Source organism: Sporosarcina siberiensis, from assembly GCF_042681925.1.
GTDB lineage: Bacteria > Bacillota > Bacilli > Bacillales_A > Planococcaceae > Sporosarcina > Sporosarcina siberiensis.
Genome location: NZ_JBHUGI010000027.1, coordinates 97,326 through 123,749, shown reverse-complemented (window position 1 = coordinate 123,749; position 26,424 = coordinate 97,326). Strand labels below are relative to the sequence as shown.

Below are 26,424 nucleotides of genomic sequence, written 5' to 3'. Positions count from 1 at the left end.
TTTAGATAAGAATTTGTCAACTAACTAATTGGGGGAATAAAAAAATGACTAATAAAGTAGAAATTATTCTTGAAAATAACGTGGTTATTACGCAAAATGATACTGTAAAAGAATTTGTTGAAAATAGTGCAGGTGGGCATTGTTCGATCGTTGTAGGCGATGTGCATTACATAGTTATTAAAGAAAGTAAGAAGACACCGCTAACATTAGAAAAAGTACGTGCAACTGCCGGAAATATCTCACGTGATTTAGGTAAACGCAAAGTTAATGGCGCGAGCATTTCAGACGATGTTCTAACAGCAGCTTACAGTGAGTTAGAAAAGGGGAGCGTCCTAACTGCATTTGTTGAAGGGTGGGATCTCGGAGCATATCAGTTTGCAAAGTACAAACCCAGCGTGACTCCATTTCGTACTGAATTGGAAGTAACAGGTACAGATATAACTGCCTTTTTGAATGAAGGGAAGATTCGTGCAGAAGCTACTTCATTCTCACGTGACTTGATGAATGAAGTTTCCAATGTACTAAATCCAACAACTTTTCCAGAAGTATTAAAAGAAAACTTTAAGGATCTTAATGTTGAAGTAAATGTGTTGGATAAAAAGAAACTAGAAGAAATGGAAATGAACGGAGTTTTAACTGTTGGCCGTGGAAGTATGTATCCACCAACATTCGTTGAGCTTGTTTACAAAGGAGACGAGTCGAAACCACTTGTTGCCTTAGTTGGTAAAGGCGTTACGTTCGATACGGGCGGTATCAGCTTGAAGAGCGGTAAAGACTTAAGCGATATGAGAATGGACATGGGTGGGGCGGCAGCGGTTTCAGGTGCCCTAACATTACTTGCGAAAATGAAAGCTAAAGTAAATGTTGTCGTTCTCATTCCGATTGTCGAAAATGCGGCTGATAACACTTCAGTTCTTCCTGGTGAAGTCATTCATTACAAAAATGGGTTAACGGTTCAAGTTGGAAATACCGATGCAGAAGGTCGTCTGATTTTGGCTGATGCGCTCATCCGTGCTGGTGAATGGAATGCTGAGTACATCGTAAATATTGCTACATTAACAGGAGCAGTTGTGGCAGCTCTTGGAACAGAACTTGGTGGCGTATTTGGAGATGAAGAATTATCGGCTATTATGAAAAAGGTCGGCGATATCAATGGTGATTTCAACTGGCCAATGCCTTTAGTAGAAGCTTATGACAGTTCATTGGACAGTGATTACGCGGACATGAATAACATTAGTTCACTAAGTGTAGCAGGTTCAATCACTGCTGGTTTATTCTTACGTCGTTTCGTACCAAAAGGAAGCAAGTGGTTGCATGTAGATATGGCGGGAGTAATGGATAAGAGCAAGGATTCCGGCTACTACGCGAAATCAGCAACGGGATACGGAGCAAGACTATTGGCTGATTATACAACACGTATTTCAAAATAAACCATTTAAATTGAATTAGAGTATAAACGAGCATCGCATTTTGCGGTGCTTTTATTGTTAAGGAAATATATAGATATTTGTAGTATAGAAACTGAGAATGGATGTGAAGGTCAAAACAATGTTGTCTGTATGCAAAAACTTCAAAAAAATAAAACCTTTCATACTTTATGAATATATCATATAGTGGGGACATGCTTGTTCCAAAAACGGGATAATTTACGGAATTATTTCTTAAACTAAGGGAAAATATTGACGATATAGGAGAAAGAGGGAGTTGTAGAGAAGAAATCCTATTATATTATTTAATAAAGTATATTCCAATTAAATAGAAGATGAATAATTGAGTAGTAATTGATAGGGATAGGCGAAAAGTATGGTGAATTATTAATATCAGAAGTACTGAAAAATACGAAAAGTAATAAAATTAAAGATAAAGGGGAGATGGAAGTTATGAGAATCAAGTTGTTTTTAACGATGATGGCAGCTGCGTTGGCGATTCTGGCGATAGTTGTACCAGTTCAAGCGAAAGAGATAAAAGAAACGTTTCAAGAATTTACAGATGTGACTAAAAGCCATTCTAATTATGAAGTGATTATGAAAATGCAGAAAGAAGGTATCATCAACGGGTATGAAGACGCCACGTTCCGACCAAGACAAGCTATTTCTCGCATGCATGTTGCTTCACTATTAGATCGTGCGATTACGTTAGAACCGATTCGAGATGCGGTGGAGTTTAAAGACGTTCCGAAGAACCATGCGTATTATGAAATTATCCAAAAAATTCAACGTGCAGGGATTGTAGACGGAAGTAATGGTAATTATAATCCAAATGCATCATTAACGCGGGTGCAAATGGCTAAAATCTTGGTCAATGCTTTTGATTTAAAGATTAAAGCAGAATATGATTTCCCAGATGTACCGACAAACCATTGGGGTAGTAACTATGTACGGGCCTTGTATTCCAATGGGGTTACGACAGGCGATAATGGGTACTTTAACCCGAACGAGCCTGTAAGTCGTGCGCATTATGCGGTGTTTTTACATCGCTTACTCAACATTGATGAAGACTTTGTTGCACCGCCGATTCCAAAACCGAAACCTGAACCGAAGCCTGAACCTAAACCTGAGCCGAAGCCTGATAAAGATTGTGTTGTAGGGGTTTATGGTCCTGGAGTTAACACTTGTCCCCGTGACCCAAACGATTTGGTTAAACCGATTTACGTTCCAAGTGGGGCAAAGTTGATTGAAGATACAGGATATGAACAAGTATATTCATATAATAAAAAATTGCCAGGTGGAGGAGCAATTCATAAGATCATTGGGAGCAAAAGTTCAATTTCTATGGTAGGAACAGATAATAATGGAAAGAGTATGTTGCCAAGTTACCTTCCAGAAAGAGATGTTGTTCAGTTTACGGTATTTGGTAGTGAAAAACCAGTCGTAAACAAAGATAGTCTGGAGCTGTTGTACGAAATCGGTAGAGACTTTGCTAAAGGATATGGCTATGGCTCACTTGAACCCTTTCATATGATAAAAGTAGATATTGGTGAATACGGCCAAGCCTGGTTAGCTAATACAGACTCTAAAACTTTGGGGGAAGAAATAGACAAAAATAATAAATTCAGTGACCCAAAGATCATCTTAAAACAAACAAAGGATGGGCGGGTCATAGATTCATATGAAGGTATGAAAAATAACGACAAATACGAGTGGAAAATTACTTCAAAAGAATGTAAAGGTGGAAAATGCTCCAAAGATATAGACTCAATAAAGCTAGATAAAGATATGGAATTTGTAATCATGTATGAAGAAAAATAGATTTAGTAGAAGACCAATTCTTGAAATCATAGATACTAAAGAAGCGGTAAGGAGCTTGCGAAATCTTGCTAAGGAACTTTGGCCAATGATTGAAGCCTTTAGAGCCATATCTAGAAAAAGACCGCTAATTCAAATACGAATTAGCGATCTATTTCGTGCTTTATTTGGCTATTCGTACCAGAGAACTGACCAGGTTAGTAAAAGTTAAGCCCTTTTTCATCTACTATTTAGTGCTTATTTCATTCGCAAACAAGAACTTGTCTTACAAATAATCCTTTTTTCGCAAGACATCTGTCTACGATTGTAAAACCGATCTCCTCAATCACTTGGTCAATGGTTTCAATTGAAACGATAATTACCTTTTTCGCAATTCGCCGTCCATGTATTAATATTTCATATTGAGCTTCAGGTGTTGTTTTTGAAAAAATATTATAAGGCATGTCAATAATTGCCACGTCATAATATTCTTCAATCTCCGCAATCGGCCCAGCCTGAACATCTCCAACCAAATTGAAATACGCAAAGTTTTCTTTCACAGGTTCGATTACAAGTGGGTTAATATCACGACCGACAATATCAATACCCATCGAAAGAGCTTCAACGAGAACAGTACCAATTCCACAACAAGGGTCAATTACCTTAACACCAGCCGGATTAGGCGCTGCAATATTCGCAACAGCTCTCGCAACACGAGTGTTTAAAGAGGTTGAATAGCTGTGAGGTTTATTTTGATGTTGGAACCAAATCGATTCGCTTTCAACATACTTTCCAAAATACCACTTATTATCATAAGTCAGGAAACCAAATATAATTTCGGGGTCTACTAATTCAGGATTTCCAGTAATGCATAATCCGATTTCACGCTCAAGTTTTCTACGTTCAGGGTGATCAATCTTTACTGTCGAATGAATCGCCATTGTGTTTAAACAAACCACTTTAAAAGTGAATTCATCCACAGTGAAATTTTTCACTTTATCTAAAAGACCTGTCCAACTATCGGATTCATATAAAACTTCCAGACGTTCTTTCATGAAAGGGCTGCGACTTGGGTCGACTTTAATCGTACTTTTCAAGACATTTGTAAAAGAGTCCTTCCCAAAGAAAGAACGCATTTCTAATTGGCATAACTCATGTTCGTCACTGTGTTGAACATATGTGTATATAAATTCGGTGTTGCTCACTCATTTCCCATCCTTCACTGTGCATCCTCTAAAGCTTCGATCATGTTGTAAACAAAGCTATACATCAATTCCACAATTTTATTAATAGAAATGTCTTCATCGAACCCTTTCATATAATCCAACGCGAAATTTACATCCCATAAACCATCCGCATCAGAAAAACTCACACTGTATTTTACGCCATCTCCATTTAAATGCTCATCAAGATATTGTTTGAAATCCGGCCCGAATTTCTTTTGTACTTTTAAGCCGAATAATGCAGTGTACGTTTCGAATACATCATCTAGTTCTAGTGCAACAGCATCAATGCGTGCCAATTCAAATGACTTCGATTCCAAGAAAATAAATTCATCACGGTTTTTCTTTAAATAAGTCATTGATTCATTCAAGAATTCAGCAGTTTCTGTACGAATCACTTCTTCTGTCTCTTTGTTGCATAATTCGATAACATCGTATCGAATGTCGTTCACTTCAACTGCGATATTATCCGGTAGTAAAAGATGTTGTTCCGCATAAAGTTTCACCACATCTGGCAATTCGATTGTATGATCAACTGCGTTGTCCATTATATAGGTTTCAAGCTTCTTTTTTAACATGTTTACGTCACTCCTTCACTATAAGTAGTATAGCGTATTGTGTTGATTATGGCTTTCATTTTCTACCTAGAAATTAGTTAATGTGTGTTTTATTGCTACAGTGAATGTACATTTGTTAGTATGTATAGAAGTGATTCTTTTGAACGGAATATTTACTGCTTTCTGTTTATAGAGAATGAGGAAAAGGAGATGACGCATAGATGAAACTTTGGGGCGGAAGATTTACAAACCGTGAAGACGAAATAATGGAGAAGTTTAACACATCATTACCTGTGGATTATAGACTTTATCATGAGGATATTGTTGGCAGTTTGGCACATGTAACGATGCTTGTACATTGTGATTTACTAACACCTGAAGAGGGTGAACTGCTTGTAAATGGCCTACAGTCCATTTTAATCGATATAGAAAGCGGAGACTTAAAAGTAGAAGGTGAATATGAAGATATTCATTCTTTCGTTGAAATGAATTTAACGGAAAGAGTTGGTGAAACGGGTAAAAAGCTACATACAGCAAGAAGCCGAAATGACCAAGTTGCAGTGGATATGAGATTATATGCGAAAAACAAAGCGAGTGAAGTATGTGATTCTCTTCAATTACTTATCGATTCTCTCAATAAAAAAGCTGCGGAAAACAACGTGATCATGCCGGGTTATACACATTTACAGCGTGCACAAGTTGTTACGTTTAGTCATCATCTTGGTGCGTATGTACAGATGTTTACACGTGATAAAAAACGTGTTGAAAATGCAATTGAGCTAATGGATGAAAATCCGCTTGGTTGTGGCGCTTTAGCCGGTACTACACATAATATCGACAGAAATGTAACTACCGAACTTCTTGGGTTTTCTAAGCCAGTAGATAATTTTTTGGACGGTGTAAGTGACCGTGATTATTTATTAGAATTAATGTCGAATTTCTCAATTACAATGATGCACCTAAGCAGATTAAGTGAAGAACTTATTATATGGAGCAGCCAAGAGTTCAATTTCATTAAAATGGCAGACGCATACTCGACAGGTAGTAGCATTATGCCGCAAAAGAAAAATCCAGATGCTGCTGAATTGATTCGAGGGAAAACAGGGCGTGTGTATGGCTCATTATTTTCGCTATTAACGACTATGAAAGGATTGCCGCTTGCTTATAATAAAGACATGCAGGAGGATAAAGAGCAATTCTTTGATTCACTCGACACAGTAATGGACTGTCTTGAAATTATGGCTAAAATGATTGAAACACTTCACGTAAATGAAGATAATATGAAGGCTGCGATTAAAGCTGGATTCTTGAATGCAACTGAAGTAGCGGATTATTTGGTTAGTAAAGGTACGGCTTTCCGGGATGCGCATGGAATCGTTGGACTGCTTATCATTTATTGCGAAAAAGAGAATAAAGCAATTGAAGACCTAACAATAGATGAGTTTGCGAAGTTTAGTGATCAGATCGGCTCCGATATATATCCGTATATTGATTATGAAAATATTATCACTAAAGGAAACAAAGGATTACTTAAGAAGTGAATAAATAAGATAATGACCCGATTTAGAAAGCTTATCGGGTCATTTTTATACACATTAGTTGCCAACTTTGTAATAAAGTATACAATAATCTATAAATTTCGTGTATTATATATAGGAATGCTAAATACATAAAGTAGTAGAATGAGAAGAGGGATTTTTAGTGAAACCAATTATTGGAATAACAACAGATACTGAAAAGAATTACAATCACGTTCTAAATTATGAATATGTGAAAGCAGTAAAACGTGCAGGCGGCTTACCGCTTATTATTCCGGTTGGAATTGAAGAAGATATTTCGCAAATCGCAGCGATGCTTGACGGTTTGCTAGCATCAGGGGGAAACGATATTAGTCCATTGCTCTTCGATGAAGAACCGCTTCAAAAATTAGGTGAAGTTTCGCCGGGCCGTGATGCGATTGAAATTGATCTTGTACGTGAAATGCTGAAACTAGATAAACCGATTTTTGGTATTTGTAGAGGGATGCAAGTACTGAATGTTGCTGTTGGTGGAAATATCTATCAAGACTTATACGCACAAAATGAAGGTACATTACTTCAGCATATTCAAAATGCACCAAACGATTACAAATCTCATTATGTACAAATTACTAAAGGAAGTTTATTTGAAAAGATTGCTGAAACCGATAAAATCACAGTCAATTCCTATCACCATCAATCGGTAAAGGATGTACCAATGCCGCTAATCATTAATGGTAAAGCAAGTGATGGAATTATTGAGTCGCTAGAGAGTACCGAACACCGTTTTGTTATAGGTGTTCAATGGCACCCAGAAATTTTATCGAATTCGGGAGATGCTGTATCTCTACGTTTATTCGAAAGATTTATAGAAGCATGTACCGAAAAATAAAATCAAAAAACCAGTAGCCGATTAAGGTTACTGGTTTTTTGATTTTTATTCAGCGATATGAATTAAAGTGCCATATCCTTTTTGCTCCATATCTTCTAGAGGAATGAAGAGAATAGACGCACTGTTAATGCAATATCTTTTTCCGCCACGGTCTTTTGGTCCATCGTCAAACACATGACCTAAATGGATATCTCCTGCACGACTTCGAACTTCAGTCCGAATCATGGAAAAACTCGAATCTTCATGGTACGTAACGACTTCAGGAATAATTGCTTGTGTGAAACTTGGCCAACCGCATTGTGAATCGTATTTGTCTCGATTTGTGAATAAGGGTTCGCCCGTTACGATGTCGACATAAATTCCCGAATCATAAGTGTCCCAATACTCATTAGAGTAAGCGTTCTCCGTATCATTGAGCACAGCAACTTTATATTGGTCCTCTGTTAACTTACTTTTGATATCTTTGTCGCTTGGTCTTTCATACATCGATGGATCGATATTTACATCATCATCTAATATGCTTAAATCAATATGGCAATACCCATTTGGATTTTTCTTTAAATAGTCTTGATGTTCTTCTTCAGCAAGGAAATAATTTTCTAAGGGTAGAACTTCAGTGACTATTGGATCATCGTAATAATCTTGCTCAACCTTGACAGCATCTGCGATTATTGAAGAGTCCGCATCGTTAATGTAATAAATTCCAGTACGATACTGAACTCCTTTGTCATTACCTTGTTGATTGAGTATTGTTGGATCGATAACTTTAAAGAAGCTTGTCAATAGTTTAGAGAGTGAAACGCGTTCTGGATCATAAGAAACTTCTACTGTTTCTGCAAATCCTCGATTACCTCGAATTACCTCGTTATAGGTAGGGTTTTCTCCTTCGCCATTGGCATAACCGGAAGTGGCATCTGCGACTCCGTAAATGCGTTCCATATAAGCTTCAACACCCCAAAAGCAACCACCAGCAAAATAGACTTTTTCTAAATTACTAGTCGAATAATCTACAATCTCATTGGGGTTTTCTATAGCTACTTCGCTATCTTCATTTGAGCTGGCGGCAGTTGTAGACGAGTTTGAAGATGAACAGGCAGAGAGAATCAGTAAAAGGGATACAGTCATTCCAAGAAAATAGAATTTCTTCATTGATGATATTCCTCCCTTAGTTAATGGTTTCGAAATCTTTAATGATTGTTTCATTAGGCACATGGCCAATTGTTGTCTTGGCAAGAATTCCATCAGATCCAATGAAGTATGAAGTAGGATAGGCAAGAATACCAAATTGCTTTGCCCATTTACCATCCATATCTAGTAAAACAGTGAGATTGTCGGCTGATAATTTCGGATACCACTTACTGAATTTAGATGCTGATTTCTCACCTTTGAAATCCGGGCTCACAATCGTGAGTATTTTAAAATCATTCTCTTGAGCTGCTAATGTGTTAAGTTCATCAAGGCCAGCCAGACATATCGAACACCAGGAAGCCCAATATTTTATATATACTTTTTCGCCTGCAAGATCTTCAAGGGCGATTTGGTTACCAGCTAAATCTTCAATTACAAACATAGGTGCTTGGTCACCTTTGTTTGTAATTGAAGAATTGGAATTTCCACAAGCAAAAAGGAATACGACGGAGATTAAAGTAAATAAAAATAATGTTAGTTTGTTTTTCTTCATACTTTCCATCTCCCATCTATTGTTAATTCAGTATATAAAAAATAGAGAGACTAGAGCAAGTACATAGGCTCTGTCCCTCTAACAGTTAATTTCGTTTAAACCGACTTTTCTTAGTCGATTTCAATCGTTCCATACGATTACCAATTTCTTGTTCCATTAAATTAGTTTTACTCGAGTCGATTGTGATGTTAGTTATTATATCATTATGTATTTCCACCAAAAACCACGTACCAACAACACTTTCAGATGGAAGTTGTGATTTATCCAATAAAAGTTCTTTTTTGAGCTCTTCAATAAGTAGAAGAGCCCTATTGTTATCAGTGAATCGATCTAAATATGCAGAATGCATCTTTTAACCTCCTGTGCACGCAAAGCCTTGCGCAATAATGTCTTTAATACGTGCAGGTCCAATTCCCTTAATTTTAGAAAGGTCATCAACAGAATTAAAAGGACGTAAGTTTATTAAATCCAAATGGCGGGAAGTTCCAATATGGATAATAGATTGAATCTCTGCATCAGAAGCTGTGTTTATGTCTATACATGAACTTGTGGGTTTTGTCTCTGTGTAAGTAATATCTTCTGCCTCATTATCTTCATCTGAACCGGTTGGAGAATGATGTTGAATTGTTCCTTGTTTACTCGTAAGGACAGTATACGTTTTTCCATCTGTTTCTACTAGTATCGTTCCATGAACATCGGTCCCATATAGGTGTGTACCACTTGCTTCGATACGTTCAATTGTTTCAAGATTTGGGTGTCCGTATGAATTTCCAGCACCAGCCGAATAAATAGCAGTTTCGGGGTCAACAGCTTGCAGAAACCTCTCCGTTGAAGAAGTACTTGATCCATGATGACCTACTTGTAAAATATGTGCCTTTAAGTTGACACCTATACTAACCATTTCATTTTCAGCTTGTCGTTCGGCATCTCCTGTAAATAAAAATATGATTTCTCCGTATTGTATTCTAAGAACAAGAGAGTTGTCATTTGTACTACGTAATAAAGTGTTTGGATGAAGGATTGAAACTTCAACGGGTCCAATGTCAAAGACGTCATCTACCTGAGGCTCGTAGTAATCCACATCATTGATTTTAATAGCAGCGATTGACGCGGCGAAAATTTGTGAATTTACTACTTCTCCATTCATCCATACTTCATCCACATTAAACTCATTGATAACTTGATCTAATTGTCCTATATGATCCGCATGAGGATGTGTGATAGCGATAATATCGATGTCTTTAATGTTTTGTGTGTGAAGATAAGAAACGACATCAGAGGAGCTCCAATTTCCAGTGTCTATAAGCATTTTATACTCTTCATTTCCATCGTTAAATTCAAGTAATGTGGCATCGGCCTGTCCTACGTCAATGTAATGTACTGTCATTTTTGAAAGTAGCGGGTCTATTTCAAGTACTTCTACTTTATCATCCTTAGAGGGATTTTCTATGATTTCTGGAGACTCCAAATTAGTGGTTATCTCGTCTTTGGAGGATGCATCAGTTTCTATAGTAGTTTCAATGTTTCCAGTGCCGCATCCAGATAAAAATAAAAGTCCTACCAATATGTATAAATAGGTGAATAATTTGTACCGCATTTTTATGCTCCTAACTCTAAATAGTTTCTATGAATCTGCAAGAATAACTTGTAATTAAATACTAACATGGGTAAAATAAAAGGTGTGGTATTCTGAATTATTAGTCTTCTGTTTCGGGATTGGAAAAAGAGGAACAGTGAAGTTTACCTAGAATTATAAAAGTCGGGGAGGGAAATAATGTTTAAATCAAAGGGGAAATTTCAACTACTTTTTATAATAGCACTAGTGCTACAACTCATTACTGTTCCTTTATATTCACTAGCAGATGAAACTGTATCGAACTCAATTCAAGTTGATTATTTGGCACTTGGAGATTCGCTTGCTTATGGCATTAACTCGGATAACACACCTGGGAAGAGCTATGCGGATTTTTTAGCAGAGTCATTGAAATCGGAAAACGCATTGTTGTCATTTAACAAGGGTTTCTCATTTCCGGGTTATACAGTAGCAGAAGTATTAACAGATATACAAGACAATGCAGTAAAGCCGGTCATGGGCGAAGGATATGAAGAGCTGAATGTCGAACTTCACGCATCTATTGAATCTGCAGAAATTATTACAATTACAGCGGGTGCAAACGATGTATTAAAACATCTTAATATCAATACGGAAACACAAGCGCTTGAAATTGATGAGGCAAATCTTAAAGCATCGATTGTACAAGTCGGAAAGGATTATTATTCAATCCTAACTGAAATTCGAAAAATCAACCCTACTGCACAAGTATATGTTATGGGGTATTACAATTCATTTCCATATCTAGCTGATAAGGTTCAGCCACAAATAAATCAATTGCTTATAGGTTTAAATGGATCTATCAATCAAGGGAGTGCTGATGCAAACACATTTTTTATACCAACTGCAGATGCAATCGCAGCGGATTTTAAAGTGAACCTGCCGAACCCTCAAAATATTCATTTAAGTGAAGCCGGATATAAAGTAATAGGCGAATTATTTATTCAATCGGTTTTAAAAAATTATCCATGGATTCCTGTCACTGAACCAGAGTATCCAGAAGAAAGTCCCGTACCTTTCAATGATATTGAGTCGAGTGAATTTAAAGATTTCATCTTGATGTCTGCAGAAATGGGGTTAGTGAACGGATACAAAGATGGAACGTTTAAACCAAATGCAAAATTGACACGTGTTCAAGCGGCGTCTATCATTGTGCGAGCACTTGAACTAGAAACGGACAAACAAGCCAACTTTACGGATATTTCAAATTACGCAAAAGAAACGCAAGCTGAAATTGCGGCTGCGGTAGAATTTGGAATTGTAAAACCAAATGATCAATTCAATCCAAGTAAAAGCGTAACACGTGCACAACTTGCATTGATGATGAAACGGACATATGAATTTATTTTAGGTCATCAATATACAGCTGGAGAACATGCACCATTCTCGGATATTGATCAATACGATGCAGAAACAAAGAATGCCATCACATTTGTTTATGAGTACAAAATTGCAAATGGTTCTAATGGAATGTATATGCCAAGTAAAGCAGCAACACGTGGGCAAGCCGCAAAAATGTTCGTGAATTTTGTACTTGTTGATTAAAATCATACTTTAAAAACAGCTTTGTACTTCTGAAATAGAAGTACAAAGCTGTTTTTCTATAAATAAAGATCGGAAATTGTAATGGATTAATTACAAATGTATAAATAATTGATTTGTTTCTATATAAAAGGTATTTTTCACAAAAAACAATAGAGCTTGTTCTTATAAACGTACTACTCACATATTTATATTATATGATTTACTCCGAATATACTGTTCTACGAAAGGGCAGCCCTATTTGGAAATAATATAAAATGCGAGGGGGATGAATATGGACCAAATGCTTGAAACGATTGTTGGGTGGTTATGGGGGTTGCCGCTGATTTTTACCGTACTGTTTGTAGGTTTGTATTTTACAATCGGAAGTAAATTATTTCAATTCGGCTTTTTACCGCATATCTTTAAAGAAACCTTCGGAAAGGTTTTTGCGAAAAAAGATAAAAATGCAAATACGAAAGGTATCTTAACACCCTTTCAAGCCGTAAGTACTGCAATTGGTGGAAGTGTTGGGGTTGGTAATATTGGCGGTGTTGCAACGGCAATTGCAATCGGGGGACCAGGTGCTGTCTTATGGATGTGGATTACAGCTCTTCTTAGTATGATGACGAAGACTGTAGAAGTGACATTATCTGTTTATTATCGAAATACTGATGAAAAAGGCGATCCATATGGTGGCCCGACGTACTATATGGAAAAAGGGCTTGGAGAAGAAAAGAATTTTAAGTTTTGGAAAGTACCTGCAATTCTATTTGGATTTGGTATATTTACTACATTTTTTATTACATTGCAAAACTATACAATTTCTGAATCGATAAGCTCCACATTTAATATTGGAATGATTCCAGCTTCTTTAATGTTCTTAACAGTTATATATATTATCATCTATGGTGGAATTAAGAGAATTGGGGAGATTGCTTCAAGACTCGTACCGTTTATGTGCATATTTTACGTACTCGCAGGATTATTTATTATCTTCAAAAACTACACTGAAATCATTCCTGCTTTCGCTTTGATTTTCAATAGTGCATTTGGAGGAATGGCAGCTGTTGGCGGATTTACTGGGGCAGTTATTGCGCAGGTAATTCGGATGGGTGTCGCTCGTGCAGTATATAGTAACGAAGCAGGTTGGGGAACTTCACCTATGATTCACTCAACAGCTCAAACGACTCATCCCATTAAACAAGGCATGTGGGGTACGGTCGAGGTGTTTGTGGATACAATGATTGTTTGTACGATTACTGCTTTAACAATTATTATTACGGGTGCATGGTCTTCGGGACTTGACGGTGCAACATTAACATTATCCGCATTTGAAATCGGAATTGGTCAATTTGGAAGATATATTATTACAATATCCATTTTCCTTTTTGGACTTACAACCTCTACCGGATGGTATACGTATTATGAAATTTTGTTGAGGCATATGTTTAATAATGAAAAGAAAATCACCCTGAAATATAAAATTCTTACATTATTTAAGTGGCTATATCCGATACCAGGTTCATTGATGGTAATTTATGCAGTATACTATGATCTTCCAGGAAAAGCAGTTTGGTATTTTGCAGACATCACGACAGCTATTCCGACATTCGTGAACTTAGTTGTATTACTATTTTTAAGCAAAAAGTTTTTTGAACTACTTCGCGATTACAAAGCGCGCTACATGAATATTGGAACAGTCGATCCCAATTTCAGCGTTTTTTATGAAGATAAATTAAAAAAGGATAAATTAAAATAAACTAATCTAAAATCAACTCCATTTATATCTGGAGTTGATTTTTTTACTGTGTCAAAATCATTAGCTTGAAAAAGAACTTTTAATGATGAATAATTGACAGTACAAACAAATATAGATATACCTTTTATGGGGATGTCTTTATTCAGTGAAACTCTCCGAAGGAATAGGTGTTAGCAATGAAACAATACATTATTATTGGTGCTGGGATATTAGGAACATCTGCGGCATATCAATTGGCGAAGTCTGGGGTAAGCGTCACAGTTATAGATAGAGAAGAACCAGGAAGAGCAACGGATGCAGCAGCAGGAATCATATGTCCGTGGTTGTCTCAGCGAAGAAACAAAGCTTGGTATGCACTTGCAAAAAGTGGAGCTGCTTACTATACTTCACTAATCGAACAGCTAAAAGAGGATGGAGAAACCGAAACAGGGTATCGGCAAGTAGGTGCGATCAGTGTGCAAAAGGATGCAGGAAAACTTGAGAAGATGAAAGAGCGAGCGATAACAAGACGCTTAGATGCACCCGAAATAGGTGTTATTGAAAAGCTCACTTCAACTGACACATCTGCATTATTTCCGCCATTATTAAATGATTTCGAATCTGTTTATATCAGCGGAGCAGCACGTGTGAATGGTCGTGCATTACGGCAGGCTTTAGTAAATGCAGCTGAAAAGCATGGCGCGCTCTTTGTAAAGGGGTCTGCTGAGTTAGAGTATGAGGATAGTATCGTAACGGGTGTACGACTAGAAAAAGAGTTTTATCCAGCGGATTGTGTTCTAGTAACTGCGGGTGCTTGGGCTTCCGAATTATTGAAACCACTCGGTATACATCTGGAAGTTAGTGGACAGAAAGCCCAGATAGTCCACCTTCAATTAAGCGATGAAGTGACAGAGGAATGGCCTGTCGTAATCCCACCGAACGATCAATATATTTTGGCATTCGATGATGGAAAAGTAATCGTTGGAGCAACACATGAAGATGGTATGGAGTTTGATGGAAGAGTTACAGCGGGTGGGTTACATGAGGTTCTAGATAAAGCACTAGCTGTGGCGCCAGGGTTAGTGGATAGTGAATTTATTGAAACGCGCGTTGGTTTTCGACCAATCACTCCAAACTTTCTACCGATTATTGGTGAGGTTCCAAATGTTAAAGGGATGCTCCTTGCTAACGGACTTGGTGCATCCGGATTGACAGTAGGTCCATTTTTGGGTGAACAACTAGCGAAACTTGTGTTAGGTCAACAAGTTGAAATTGATTTAGATCTTTATCCAGTTTCCGGCGCAATTCGACAGGATTAAGAATCTTAATTTTATAAATTAAAAAATGCCTACTTTTAAAATCATTATTTTTAAAAGTATGCATTTTTATTTACTATTTTAGATTTTTTATAAGGTTCACTATTGTGTGAAAGTTAACTCTACAACAATTACAATCTTATGATATGATAGAAGTCCCCATCTTGTCTGGAAGTTATCGGTATAATTTACAGTAAAATGTTTTGTAGAATGAATAAAGGTATAACAGTTGTTATGAAAAATATGAATAGAAGGAGTTTTTTTATGCGTAATTATGTATACATCACATTTGTTCTAGTCCTAAGTGTCGTTCTTAGTGCATGTAGTAATAACGATGAAAAAGTTACATTATATTCACATAACACTCAAGAAGAGATGCAAACATTTGTGGATGCATTGAAAGCGGATACAGGTATTGAGGCGGAATTTCTAACAATGTCGAGTGAAGAGATATGGAGTCGTATTAAGGCGGAGAAACCGAACGTTGGTGCTAGTGCACAATGGGGAATGTTACATAGTTTAGCATTTCTGGCGGATCAAGAAGATTTACTAGAACCATATGACTCGCCAGAATGGGAAGATGTTCCTGAACAATTTAAAGACCCAGAGGGAAAATGGTACGGTTGGTCATTTTGGTTTAATATTCTAGCTGTAAACACCGATTTATTGGAAGAGTTAGGACTAGATAAGCCTACTTCATGGGAAGATTTAATTGACCCTCAGTATAAAGGTGAAATTGTTATGCCTAACCCCGGTAACTCTGGAACGGGATTTTTAATTGTTTCTACTTTAATTCAACTCTTGGGCGAGGAAGAAGCATGGGCTTATTTAACAGAATTAGATAAAAACGTTGCTCTTTACACCCAATCTGGTACGCAACCTGCACAAATGGCAGCACAAGGCGAATTTGCAATTAGCATTACTTGGGATCAAGCTGCATTCGACCGAGCCGATGAAGGGTATCCAATTGAAGCAATCGTACCTGAAGAAGGTGTTGGATTCGACTTAGATGTTGCTTGGATTTACAAAGATGCAAAAAATATGGAACAAGCAAAAAAAGTGATAGATTATATTGGATCCGAAAAAGGAATGCAAGCCGCTGGAAAGCACCGTTCCATGGTAACGAAACCTGGAGTTGAAGGCGCAATTGATTTTGAACCAAATTTAATCGACTATGACGCAGTTTGGGCTGCAGAGAATAGAGATCGAATTATGGACAAATGGAGTGAAACATTTGATAAGTAAAGGGTGATCACGTGATCTCGGAGAATAATGAAAACGTTTTAATTGAACGTTTTAAAAATAGATGGAAGCAGTTTTGGTCTGAACCGGCATTTGCAATTGCGGCAATCATCATAGCTGTTTTACTCATCTTGTTTATATTAGCACCGGTAGTAGCTGTATTTTTAAAAAGTTTTGGTATTGGCTCTGGGGGATTTACACTTCAATATTATGAACGTTTTTTTCAGACACCAAACTATTTTCGTGCACTTAAAAACAGTGTTTCGGTCGGGTTGATTTCAACTTTAATTATTATACTTATAAGTTTACCTTTTGCATTGTATGTAACAAGATCTAAGAGTGTTGTATCGAAAGCATATCGAGGGATTGCGTTATTACCCCTTGTCGCTCCTCCATTTATATTTTCCTTAGCACTAATCATTTTATTTGGAAGAAGAGGGATTGTTTCTAGCTTTTTGAACGATACATTTGGAATCGAATTTAGTATTTATGGATTTTGGGGTGTTGTTATCGCCCAAGTCTTAGGTTATTTTCCAATAGCCTATATGATGATCGAAAGTTCACTTCGCTCAATCAACGCTAACTTGGAGGATGCTTCTCATGATTTAGGGGCGGGACAAGGACGTACGATACAGAAAATAACATTTCCGTTAGCAAGTGGTGGTATTTTGAAAGCCGCTTTGCTCGTATTTGTAATGGCTTTAGCTGATTTCTCAAACCCTCTTGTGATTGGTGGAAATGAACCCTTTTTGGCTTCAGAAGCATTTGCATTGGTAACCGGTAGACAAAATTTAGAAATGGCTGCGGTCTTAGGGATCTTCCTAATCGTTCCGAGTCTTTTGATATTCCTCTACCAAACTTATTTTATGTCTGCAATAGATACAACTTCAATTGATAGCACTTCTGGCAGTGAAAACTTGCCGTTAAATACTAAAATCAAATCAGTTACATTTGTTATTAGTTCTTTAATGGTGTTTTTTATAGTTACAATGTTTTTCATGGTAATAGCAGGTGCATTTGTAAAAATTATTGGCGTGAATAATACATTTACTTTGGAACATTTCTCAGATCGTTCAGGATGGAAATACATGTATAACAGTGTTATTGTATCTTTCTTTGCAGCAATATTAGCTGCAGGATTAGGTATGTTGCAAGGTTATTTAACAGCGAGAAAAAATATTCCTGCTATGAAGTTTCTTGAATTCATCGCACTGTTTGGACTAGCTGTTCCTGGAACAGTTATTGGTATAGGCTATATTTTAATATTTAACGGTCCGCCGTTCTTTTTAACCGGAACAGTGCTGTTACTCGTTATGAATATGACTTTCCGTAAAATAGGAGTTGGGCTAGAAGCGGGGATTAGTAAACTCGGTCAGATGGATGTAACGATGGAAGAAGCATCATCAGATTTAGGTGCAAGTCGTTTTTACACATTTAGAAAAGTTGTATTGCCACTACTAAGCCCAGCATTTATGGTCGGTTTTGTTTATACATTTATGACATCAATGATTTCAGTGAGTTCCGTTATCTTTCTCATTTCTCCGGGAACGAATTTGGCTTCCGTGTATATTTTAAATTTAGCAAACCAAGCCGCAATTGGTCGAGCATCCTCAATGTCCTTCATACTCATCTTAATTGTTGTGGCTTGTATGGGACTCACAAAATGGATAGAAAAGCGGAGTAATATAGGTATCTAAACAATGGAAAACGGAATGAGGGTGATATGTATGTTGGAAGAAAAAAAACCACTTCTTCAGTTGAAAAACATTAGTAAATCCTTCGGGGATGTCTCTGTAATAAAAAATATTTCACTAACGATTAATCAGGGAGAATTAATTACGTTTATTGGTCCTAGTGGGTGTGGAAAAACCACTTTGCTTCGAATTATTGGAGGATTTCATCCCCAAGACTCGGGTCAAGTATTATTAGAGGGAGAATCAATTGATCACCTGCCAACAGAGAAGCGTGCGACAGGAATGGTTTTTCAGAATTATGCTCTTTTTCCACATATGACAATATATGAAAATGTTGCTTACGGCTTAAACTTTCAAAAGAAGTCGAAAAATGAAAAAGAGGCTTTAGTCAAAGAAGTACTCGCGCAAGTTCGGTTGTCCGGGTATGAAAATCGTAAACCAAATGAATTAAGTGGTGGTCAACAGCAAAGGGTCGCAATTGCTAGGTGTTTGGTTCTTAAACCAAAAGTGTTGTTATTAGACGAACCTCTTTCTAATTTAGATGCAAATTTAAGAACAATAATGCGAGATGAAATTCGTCGTTTAAAAGAAGAGCTCAATTTAACAATTATATTCGTTACGCACGATCAAGAAGAAGCGTTAAGTATTTCCGATCGTGTTCTTGTTCTAAACGATGGTTCTTTGCAACAATTAAATATACCAAGTGTTATTTATCAAAATCCTGCAAATGAATTTGTTGCAAATTTTGTCGGTCATGCAAATTTATTAACGGGTCGAGCACATACGGAGAAAAATGAGTCTTTTTTTAGTACCGCTGATTTTCAATTTCCAATAGATCCTTCGATGGCAAGCAGCAGTGAGGAATTGCAATTATTGGTTCGTCCAGAAATGATCCAAATAGACCCAAACAGTAACATAAAAGGGGAAATTGTAAATGCCGTCTATCATGGAAGTTATATAAGGTACCAGATACAGGTTGGAAACCAACAATTGATTTTAGATGATCATAATGGTTTTGATGGTAGACTATTATCAAAAGGTGATAATATAGGATTAAGAATTCCAAAAAGACTTCATATTATTGAACGCGAAAAAGAATTGAGTATGACTTGAAAATTGTTTAGATATAATAGTACAGGAGGACGATAGAAATGGAATTAAAACGAATGGAAGATACGATGATGGGCGCTTTGGGAATAGAGATCATCGAATTATCCGCCGAACGTGCAGTGGCTACAATGCCGGTTCATGCGGCAACTCATCAACCTTTTGGATTGTTACATGGAGGAGCTTCTGTAGCGCTTGCTGAAACAATCGCAAGTGTAGCGACCTGGAATTTAGTTGACCAAGAAAATGAATTAGCGGTAGGACTTGAAATTAACGCTAACCATCTACGTGGGAAGAAAGACGGCATTGTAACTGCTATTGCAACACCACTTCATAAAGGTCGTACAACGATGGTATGGGATATAAAGATTGTTGATGAAGAAGAAAATCTTATATGCATTTCCAGATGTACGATGGCTATTGTGAAAAAGAATAGATAAAAAGTATATTGAGACATGTAAGTGATTTATTTCGCTTATGTGTTTTTTCTTTGAATTTGGAGTAATAAAATAAAGTAAAGGTGAATTGCTCATTCAGTTCTCTATAAGTATTCGAAGTAATGGAATCCATAAACGAAGAAATAAGTAATTATTCGGTTTATCTTCGGAGCTCTTTCATACTGACGGCTTCATGTGTTAAAGTAGGTTGAATATCCGAATAAAAGAGCGTGTAACGCTGTACTTATGAAAGGTTCTATACTCATTTATTCAGCCACTTATGGGTATAGGCTTAACTCGATTTTAGTAATAAATACGGATCTGACATTCCACTTCTTCATCTAGGTTTTTAGACACTAGCGGTTGGAGTTCTATTGAAAGATCCCCTCCATTTAGTAATTGAACTGAAAGCTTTAATTTAAATTGGGAAAATAGATATCTTATATCCAGTTCTCGCTTAAGTTGTTTAAGCTCTGTACTTGACTATGTACTCTTCTATTTTAAGAATCATCTCTGGTGGACCGGTTTTTACGACGATGGAGACATTCATAGTACCTTTCGTTTCCATTACATTAGCATCTCGGAATTACAATCGGTTTACCGCTCATTATTTTGAGCTCAGTTTTAATGAATTTACATACCTTTAAATTTAGAAATCAGATAAATCTAGGTAACCAAGTTGGATAGAGGAGTGAAATTAATGATTCTAGCTGAGAACAATAAGATTCGTAAAGAGTTGTTCCGCACAATCGAAGGAATAACAGATGAAGAGTTCAATAAAATCCCAGAAACAGGCGGTTGGTCTCCAAAACAAATTTTTGAACATCTAGCACGAATGGAAGTTGTCATTGCGACTAATATTTTAAAAGAATTGAAAAATCCCAACAGCCCAAAAGCGTTTAAAAAACCAGTTTTTATTTCAACAAACCGAATAATAAAAGTAGACGCACCTGGATATACTTTGCCAACTGACGAATTTAAAACGAAAATGGATATGAAAAAAGAACTGTATGATTCACGAATATTTTTATTGGATATATTTGAATCGGGTACAGATGAGATATTTCGTAACAAGTCGTTTAAACACCCCATATTCGGAAACATCCCTTTAGTTCAGTGGTTTCCGTTTGTTGGTCTTCATGAAAAGCGCCATTTAAAACAACTGAAAAAAACATTGAAATAGATTATTAAGATTTAAATTAGGACCTACGTGAATTTGAAGGCTACTGAAAAGCTCGCTTTAAGCTGTTGGTTTTCGCTGCAGGTGGACGCTTTCCACTAGCGAAGAATAAAATCCATTCTTCTTTGGGCCGGGCGTTGAGCCTCCTCGGTCGCTATCGCTCCACTGCGGGGTCTCAACTGTCCCGCTTATTGAGGCCACTGAAAAAGTCCAATTCTAAATTAAATCTTTAAAAAGTCCGATTTCTATCAGACTTTTTAAGGATTTTTTTGTCTAATAAATTTATTACATAACTTCGAGATGAGTACGAATGATTTCAATTCAAGATGAATTCAATTTAAGTCCACTCAGTGTGATTTACGATTTAATTGTTCCCGAAAACAATTTGTGGAGCAAATCAGAGATGGATGCCTTTGCGGCAAAAAATTATGTTAGTTTGAACTTTCACGATAGTTTCTTAAACAGGCACTTGTCACCAAAGTTAATAGAATATTAGAAAGCATGTGTGGTGTAATAGTGGTTCAATAGAATAGGTAACTCAAGGGTGGTCGGCTCACTCCTCTTTGAAAGGGGGTGACGCCAATGTCAGTATTCGAAGCATTAATGTTTGCGGTAACTTTTGCAGCATTAATTGTGGCAATATTGTCATTTAAAAAAAACAAAAATAACCCATCCTTGAGTTAGCGCTCAGATGGGTTATTCGACTTATTACAGCCGCCCCCTTGTAGGGACCTGCTATTGGTTTGACCGTCGATTTGGTAGATCGGCGGTCTTTTAGTCTATTCAGTATCTACATATATTATACAATTCAAGGATTGTTATTGTAAGAGGCACAATCTATTATGTCCGTCACTCACTCACACAACTTGTAAACTATTCCTACCTATAAACAAACAAAAGATTATTCCTGCGTGAGCACTACTGGCGCAAATTAAAATTTTGTTGTATTAAAATACATCAAGTGTTATAATTATAAGCATTATTGTAATTGTAGGAGGAAATAGAAATGAAGAGAAAAAACGTTATTATTATAGGTGCTGCAGGAAGAGATTTTCATAATTTTAATACGGTTTATAGAGATAATGAAGAGTATAATGTCGTTGCATTTACAGCAACGCAAATACCTGACATAGATGGTCGTAAGTATCCAAGTGAATTAGCTGGTGAGTTGTATCCTGAAGGAATTCAGATTTATCCACAAGATCAATTATCTGATTTAATTAAAGAGTTGGATGTTGATGAATGTGTATTTTCCTATAGTGATATCGGTTATGAGGATGTAATGGGTGTGGGTGCAATTGTGAATGCAGCAGGTGCTAACTTTACATTACTAGGACATAAAAGCACGATGTTGAAGAGTAACAAACCCGTTATTTCCGTTTGTGCTGTACGAACTGGAACAGGTAAAAGCCAAACGTCACGAAAAATTGTTGAGACGTTACTTCAGCAAGGTTTAAAAGTTATTGCTGTTAGACATCCAATGCCTTATGGGGATTTAAATGCGCAGCGTGTTCAACGTTTTGCTACAGTGGAAGATTTAAAAAGTCACAACTGTACAATCGAAGAAATGGAAGAGTATGAGCCACATGTTCAACGTGGAAATATCGTTTATGCTGGAGTAGATTATGCAGACATTCTAGCGGCAGCTGAAAATGATCCAGAAGGTTGCGACGTTATTTTATGGGATGGTGGAAATAATGACTTTTCTTTCTTTGAGCCGGATTTAGCGGTTACTGTTTTGGACCCACACCGACCGGGCCATGAACTGAAATACTATCCTGGAGAAGTTTGTTTAAGAACAGCTGATGTAGCAATCATAAACAAGATTGATAGTGCAACAGCTGAAGCGATTCAAATTGTAGAAAATAATATTAAGCTTGTAAGTCCAAACAGCACTCTTATTAAAGCTGAATCTAAGATTACGGTCGATCATCCTGAACTGATTGCTGGAAAGCGTGTGTTAGTTGTGGAAGACGGTCCTACGTTGACTCATGGTGAAATGAAGATTGGTGCGGGATCGGTTGCAGCTGAACGTCTGGGTGCTAAGGAAATCATTGATGCACGTCCATTTGCAGTGGGCACATTAGTAGATACGTTTAAAAAATACGATCATATTAAAAACGTACTTCCAGCGATGGGCTACGGAGAGCAACAATTGAGAGATCTTGAAGAAACAATAAACAATGCGGATTGTGATTCCGTGATAATTGGAACGCCGATGGATTTAACTCGAATCATTTCCATTAACAAACCAACTACACGTGTACATTATGATTTAGAAGAAGTGGGCACACCTGATTTAAGTACTATTTTAAAAGAATTTATTCAAAAGCATAATTTGGTTTAATAGATAACCAACTAATACTACTGTCCCAATTGTTTAAATTGGGACAGTAGTATTTATTTATCCTTTTTAAAAGGAAGTATACTTCATTCACTACAACACAATCCAAAGTTGTATACTGAATTATACATACCTATTTTCTGAAGGGGAAATTATGAATGAAAACAAAGTCGTTTTCATTACGGGAGCGGTACGGTAGACTGGATGTATTGGTGAATAATGCAGGTATGCATCAAGGCGCATTAATTGAAGACATTCCTACAGAAAGATTTGAGCTGATGACGAAAATTTTACTAGTCGTACCCTTTATGGCAACTAAACTTGCTCCTAATCGAAACGAATCCTAGGAGAATGCATTATAGGAGTCATTTATCCCTTGGTACCTCAAAAGAGACAACTGTCTGTCCAAGAAATTGCTGAAATTGCATTATTTATCGCAAGTGATAAAGGAAAAGGGATGACAGGTCAATCGATTATAATCGATGGTGGAAATGCTGCACAGTAAAATGAATAACTGATTTTTGGAACTGTAATTACAGAAACAATGGAACTACAACTAGGAGGAATAGACATGGAAACAAATAAAATTACAATGATGGAAGCATATAGAATCGAAGCACTTCGTAGTAATGATATATCGAATGACGAGATAATCGAACAACTTAATAGTAAAGAGGTAGATTTTGGAGACCGTGTCGAACCCGATATGGATTTCAGTGGAATTATTTCACTTTACGAACAAAATCCTCAGACATTTAAGTCGATTTTAGAGGACGGTTATACAGTGAAATTTATTACAATGAATGGGCTACAAAACTTACTGAAAATGAAATTTGATATCATTAAAGACCGTGATTATGAACTAGTAGAACATGGCATCTCTCAGTTATCCATTGACGAGAAGACATATACTGCACTAAAACAGATGCTTGGGAAAAATTGTAGAATTGAAGAACTTTCCAAGGATAATGATAAACAATTGTTAAATATTCTTTTCGTATAACTCATTTGAATAGAATAGGCGGTCGTTACTTCTCTTGTATGGAGATGATGATCGTCTGTTTTTGTTGAGTAGGAAACTCACTCGAAAGAATTATTCGACGCTCTCTAAAATCATTGTTAAGCTAAATTATCAATCCGTGTAATTTTTATTGTTTGGAGGAGAAGAAGAATTGAACTTTATTGCAATTGATTTTGAGACAGCAAACGATTCAAGAGCCAGCATTTGCTCAATCGGCCTTGTGAAAGTAGTAAATGGTTTAATAATTGAAGAAATACATACGTATATAGATCCACAGGATGAATTTACTTATCGCAACACAGAAATACACGGCATTACTGAAGAAATGGTAATAGGCGCGCCAACATTTGAAGAGTATTGGCCTACATTTAAAGGATTGATTGAAAATGAAATATTAATGGCACATAATGCGAGTTTTGATATGAGTGCACTTCGCTATGCCTTAAATGAATTCAATGAACCTTATGCTGTCTTTACATACGGTTGCTCATATGTGTTCTCCAAAAAGGTTTGGCCTTCATTATACAATCACAAGCTTTCCACAATGGCGGACCATCTAGGTATCCGTTTCAAACATCATGATGCTCTAGAAGATGCAAGAGTTTCGGCGTTTGTGACATTAGCTGCATTAAAAGCAAGTGAAGTACAATCACTCGAGGACTTATCGGAAATGTACAACTTGCAATTAGGTGTTCAAAAAAGCGATGGTTATACACCTGCGGGCGTAAAGAAGCGTAAGAAATCTACTAGGACGACAGCTCCCAAAAAAACGACAGTACAAATTAATAAATCTCATCGTTTTTATAATAAAACCGTTGTATTTACAGGAAAATTACAATCTATGACTCGGGCGGAAGCATCAGAAAAAGTGATGAATTCTGGTGGGAATTGTGCAAATCACATAACGATAAGCACCGACTTTTTAGTTATTGGAGATTATGACTTAACGAGCTATTCGGAAATATTTAACAGTACGAAAATGCAAAAAGTTGAGGAACTCGTTAATAAGGGATATTCTATAGAAATTTTAGGTGAGAGTGATTTTCTTAGAATAATTCGTAAGTAGCATGAAAGAAATACACGTTACAATCTTTTTTTATACAAGGAAGTTATTTAATTATCCCATGAGCCCTGAAACTTTTAAAATTGTCTCATATTCTATAAAGAGCAATTGGAAAGGGGGGGATAAGATGTCTTCAGAAAGATGTGAAGAGAAGAACGTTGGTAACGGAGTTGGTTTTACGTTAATTGTTGTATTATTTATCCTACTTATCATTGTTGGAGCTGCTTTTGCTGGAAACGGCTATGATGAAGGATATGGCCATGGTTATGGTGGCGGCGGCTGCTATTAGTGACCAATAACTATCTGGATTTACTAGCGAATTTTGGAATTGGCGGTGCACATCCAGGTGGATTTTTTCTAACGCAGTCCATATTGAATAAGGAACAAATTCAACAATTTGAAACTGTCCTAGATATAGGTTGTGGGACCGGACAGACAGCGGAATATTTGACTAAACGTTACGGATGTACTGTTACAGCAGTTGATAATCATCCTTTAATGTTGGAAAAAGCAAATACTCGATTTTTGAAAAGTGATTCTCCCGTTATTGTTATAGAGGGAGATATTCAACAATTGAATTTCCAGGAAAGATCCTATGATTTAATACTGGCTGAGTCTGTTATTATATTCACTACTATTTTTAGTACCCTAAAAAAACTCGCGGGGGTGCTGAAAATTGGTGGTCGAATGATATTAATAGAAATGGTAGCTGAACAATCACTAACCGAAGATTTGTATGAGAAAGCTTGTAGTTTATATGGTATTAAAGAAATTCTAGATGAAGCTGAATGGAAAGTGAAGCTGGGCCAAGCTGGTTTTACACAAATTGAAATAATTGATACACCACACGCACTTACGCAAACCGAAATTAAGGATATTAATCCATCTGACACAATAACTTTGGATTACTTTGAATTATGGGATGAACACAATCGTTTCATAACAGAGAACTCTGGAGTACTAGGCTATCGAGTATTTCGTTGTATTTTATAATAATATCAAAAGATTTTTCTTCTAAGGAACGAACTAGAAGAAAAATCTTTTTTCGTTAT

Annotated in this window: 25 protein-coding genes and 1 pseudogene; 20 read left to right on the top strand and 6 right to left on the bottom strand. The window is 36.7% G+C overall.

All coding sequences use genetic code 11. From position 1 onward, the window contains the following. Positions 1-44: 44 nt before the first annotated feature. Both ACFSFY_RS10645 and ACFSFY_RS10640 read left to right on the top strand, forming a co-directional pair. Complete coding sequence (locus ACFSFY_RS10645; protein WP_381537915.1) at positions 45-1,430, top strand: leucyl aminopeptidase family protein; 1,386 nt, start codon at positions 45-47, stop codon at positions 1,428-1,430. 450 nt (positions 1,431-1,880) lie between these two features. Next, a complete protein-coding gene (locus ACFSFY_RS10640; RefSeq protein WP_381537913.1) occupies positions 1,881-3,248 on the top strand; it encodes an S-layer homology domain-containing protein in 1,368 nt (455 codons plus the stop codon). 239 nt (positions 3,249-3,487) lie between these two features. Here ACFSFY_RS10640 and ACFSFY_RS10635 read toward each other — a convergent pair whose 3' ends face one another. Further along, positions 3,488-4,429: a TRM11 family SAM-dependent methyltransferase gene (locus tag ACFSFY_RS10635; RefSeq protein ID WP_381537910.1), complete on the bottom strand. Its 942-nt coding sequence runs from the start codon at positions 4,427-4,429 to the stop codon at positions 3,488-3,490. A gap of 14 nt (positions 4,430-4,443) precedes the next feature. Then, complete coding sequence (locus ACFSFY_RS10630; RefSeq protein WP_381537909.1) at positions 4,444-5,025, bottom strand: branched-chain amino acid aminotransferase; 582 nt, start codon at positions 5,023-5,025, stop codon at positions 4,444-4,446. A gap of 200 nt (positions 5,026-5,225) precedes the next feature. Between ACFSFY_RS10630 and argH the strand changes: the two genes are divergently transcribed. After that, positions 5,226-6,545 carry an argininosuccinate lyase gene (argH, locus tag ACFSFY_RS10625; protein WP_381537907.1) on the top strand — a complete coding sequence of 440 codons (1,320 nt, stop codon included), beginning with the start codon at positions 5,226-5,228 and terminating at the stop codon, positions 6,543-6,545. Between the two features lie 160 nt (positions 6,546-6,705). Then, on the top strand, positions 6,706-7,413 hold the full coding sequence (locus ACFSFY_RS10620) for a gamma-glutamyl-gamma-aminobutyrate hydrolase family protein (protein WP_381537906.1): 708 nt from the start codon (positions 6,706-6,708) through the stop codon (positions 7,411-7,413). A 45-nt stretch (positions 7,414-7,458) separates the two neighbouring features. Here ACFSFY_RS10620 and msrB read toward each other — a convergent pair whose 3' ends face one another. From msrB to ACFSFY_RS10600, 4 genes are all read right to left on the bottom strand, one after another. Beyond that, on the bottom strand, positions 7,459-8,562 hold the full coding sequence (gene msrB, locus ACFSFY_RS10615; protein WP_381537904.1) for a peptide-methionine (R)-S-oxide reductase MsrB: 1,104 nt from the start codon (positions 8,560-8,562) through the stop codon (positions 7,459-7,461). A gap of 16 nt (positions 8,563-8,578) precedes the next feature. Next, positions 8,579-9,094, bottom strand: a complete 516-nt coding sequence (locus tag ACFSFY_RS10610; protein ID WP_381537903.1) for a redoxin domain-containing protein — start codon at positions 9,092-9,094, stop codon at positions 8,579-8,581. A gap of 85 nt (positions 9,095-9,179) precedes the next feature. Beyond that, positions 9,180-9,443, bottom strand: coding sequence for a DUF3006 family protein (locus ACFSFY_RS10605; RefSeq protein WP_381537901.1), 264 nt, complete (start codon positions 9,441-9,443; stop codon positions 9,180-9,182). A gap of 3 nt (positions 9,444-9,446) precedes the next feature. Next, positions 9,447-10,691 carry an MBL fold metallo-hydrolase gene (locus tag ACFSFY_RS10600; protein ID WP_381537899.1) on the bottom strand — a complete coding sequence of 415 codons (1,245 nt, stop codon included), beginning with the start codon at positions 10,689-10,691 and terminating at the stop codon, positions 9,447-9,449. Positions 10,692-10,868: 177 nt separating this feature from the next. Between ACFSFY_RS10600 and ACFSFY_RS10595 the strand changes: the two genes are divergently transcribed. From ACFSFY_RS10595 to ACFSFY_RS10520, 16 genes and pseudogenes are all read left to right on the top strand, one after another. Then, positions 10,869-12,251 carry an S-layer homology domain-containing protein gene (locus ACFSFY_RS10595; RefSeq protein WP_381537897.1) on the top strand — a complete coding sequence of 461 codons (1,383 nt, stop codon included), beginning with the start codon at positions 10,869-10,871 and terminating at the stop codon, positions 12,249-12,251. Positions 12,252-12,522: 271 nt separating this feature from the next. Continuing rightward, positions 12,523-13,989: an alanine/glycine:cation symporter family protein gene (locus ACFSFY_RS10590; protein WP_381537895.1), complete on the top strand. Its 1,467-nt coding sequence runs from the start codon at positions 12,523-12,525 to the stop codon at positions 13,987-13,989. A gap of 176 nt (positions 13,990-14,165) precedes the next feature. Then, entirely contained in the window at positions 14,166-15,287 is a 1,122-nt protein-coding gene (locus ACFSFY_RS10585; RefSeq protein WP_381537893.1) for an NAD(P)/FAD-dependent oxidoreductase, read from the top strand. 261 nt (positions 15,288-15,548) lie between these two features. Next, the gene (locus ACFSFY_RS10580; RefSeq protein ID WP_381537891.1) at positions 15,549-16,529 is read left to right on the top strand and encodes an ABC transporter substrate-binding protein; all 981 of its coding nucleotides are present in this window, start codon (positions 15,549-15,551) and stop codon (positions 16,527-16,529) included. A gap of 11 nt (positions 16,530-16,540) precedes the next feature. Then, on the top strand, positions 16,541-18,223 hold the full coding sequence (locus ACFSFY_RS10575) for an ABC transporter permease (protein ID WP_381537889.1): 1,683 nt from the start codon (positions 16,541-16,543) through the stop codon (positions 18,221-18,223). 30 nt (positions 18,224-18,253) lie between these two features. After that, positions 18,254-19,333 carry an ABC transporter ATP-binding protein gene (locus ACFSFY_RS10570; RefSeq protein WP_381537887.1) on the top strand — a complete coding sequence of 360 codons (1,080 nt, stop codon included), beginning with the start codon at positions 18,254-18,256 and terminating at the stop codon, positions 19,331-19,333. Positions 19,334-19,371: 38 nt separating this feature from the next. After that, positions 19,372-19,767, top strand: coding sequence for a hotdog fold thioesterase (locus ACFSFY_RS10565; protein ID WP_381537886.1), 396 nt, complete (start codon positions 19,372-19,374; stop codon positions 19,765-19,767). Positions 19,768-20,464: 697 nt separating this feature from the next. Beyond that, positions 20,465-20,947 (top strand): DinB family protein, encoded by a 483-nt coding sequence (locus tag ACFSFY_RS10560; protein WP_381537884.1) that lies wholly within the window; start codon positions 20,465-20,467, stop codon positions 20,945-20,947. Between the two features lie 579 nt (positions 20,948-21,526). Continuing rightward, positions 21,527-21,628: a putative holin-like toxin gene (locus ACFSFY_RS10555; protein ID WP_381537882.1), complete on the top strand. Its 102-nt coding sequence runs from the start codon at positions 21,527-21,529 to the stop codon at positions 21,626-21,628. A gap of 322 nt (positions 21,629-21,950) precedes the next feature. Further along, positions 21,951-23,291: a cyclic 2,3-diphosphoglycerate synthase gene (locus tag ACFSFY_RS10550; protein ID WP_381537880.1), complete on the top strand. Its 1,341-nt coding sequence runs from the start codon at positions 21,951-21,953 to the stop codon at positions 23,289-23,291. Positions 23,292-23,446: 155 nt separating this feature from the next. Next, on the top strand, positions 23,447-23,635 hold the full coding sequence (locus ACFSFY_RS10545; RefSeq protein ID WP_381537878.1) for an SDR family NAD(P)-dependent oxidoreductase: 189 nt from the start codon (positions 23,447-23,449) through the stop codon (positions 23,633-23,635). 17 nt (positions 23,636-23,652) lie between these two features. Further along, positions 23,653-23,793, top strand: a pseudogene (locus ACFSFY_RS10540) (SDR family oxidoreductase); the annotation flags it as partial. Between the two features lie 66 nt (positions 23,794-23,859). Next, positions 23,860-24,291, top strand: coding sequence for a phosphatidylinositol phosphate kinase family protein (locus ACFSFY_RS10535; protein WP_381537875.1), 432 nt, complete (start codon positions 23,860-23,862; stop codon positions 24,289-24,291). Between the two features lie 169 nt (positions 24,292-24,460). Continuing rightward, positions 24,461-25,375 carry an exonuclease domain-containing protein gene (locus tag ACFSFY_RS10530; RefSeq protein ID WP_381537873.1) on the top strand — a complete coding sequence of 305 codons (915 nt, stop codon included), beginning with the start codon at positions 24,461-24,463 and terminating at the stop codon, positions 25,373-25,375. A 124-nt stretch (positions 25,376-25,499) separates the two neighbouring features. Then, positions 25,500-25,661, top strand: coding sequence for a YjcZ family sporulation protein (locus ACFSFY_RS10525; protein WP_381537871.1), 162 nt, complete (start codon positions 25,500-25,502; stop codon positions 25,659-25,661). Continuing rightward, positions 25,661-26,365 (top strand): class I SAM-dependent methyltransferase, encoded by a 705-nt coding sequence (locus ACFSFY_RS10520; RefSeq protein ID WP_381537869.1) that lies wholly within the window; start codon positions 25,661-25,663, stop codon positions 26,363-26,365. Before ACFSFY_RS10525 ends, ACFSFY_RS10520 begins: the two co-directional genes overlap by 1 nt. The last annotated feature ends 59 nt before the right edge of the window (positions 26,366-26,424 follow it).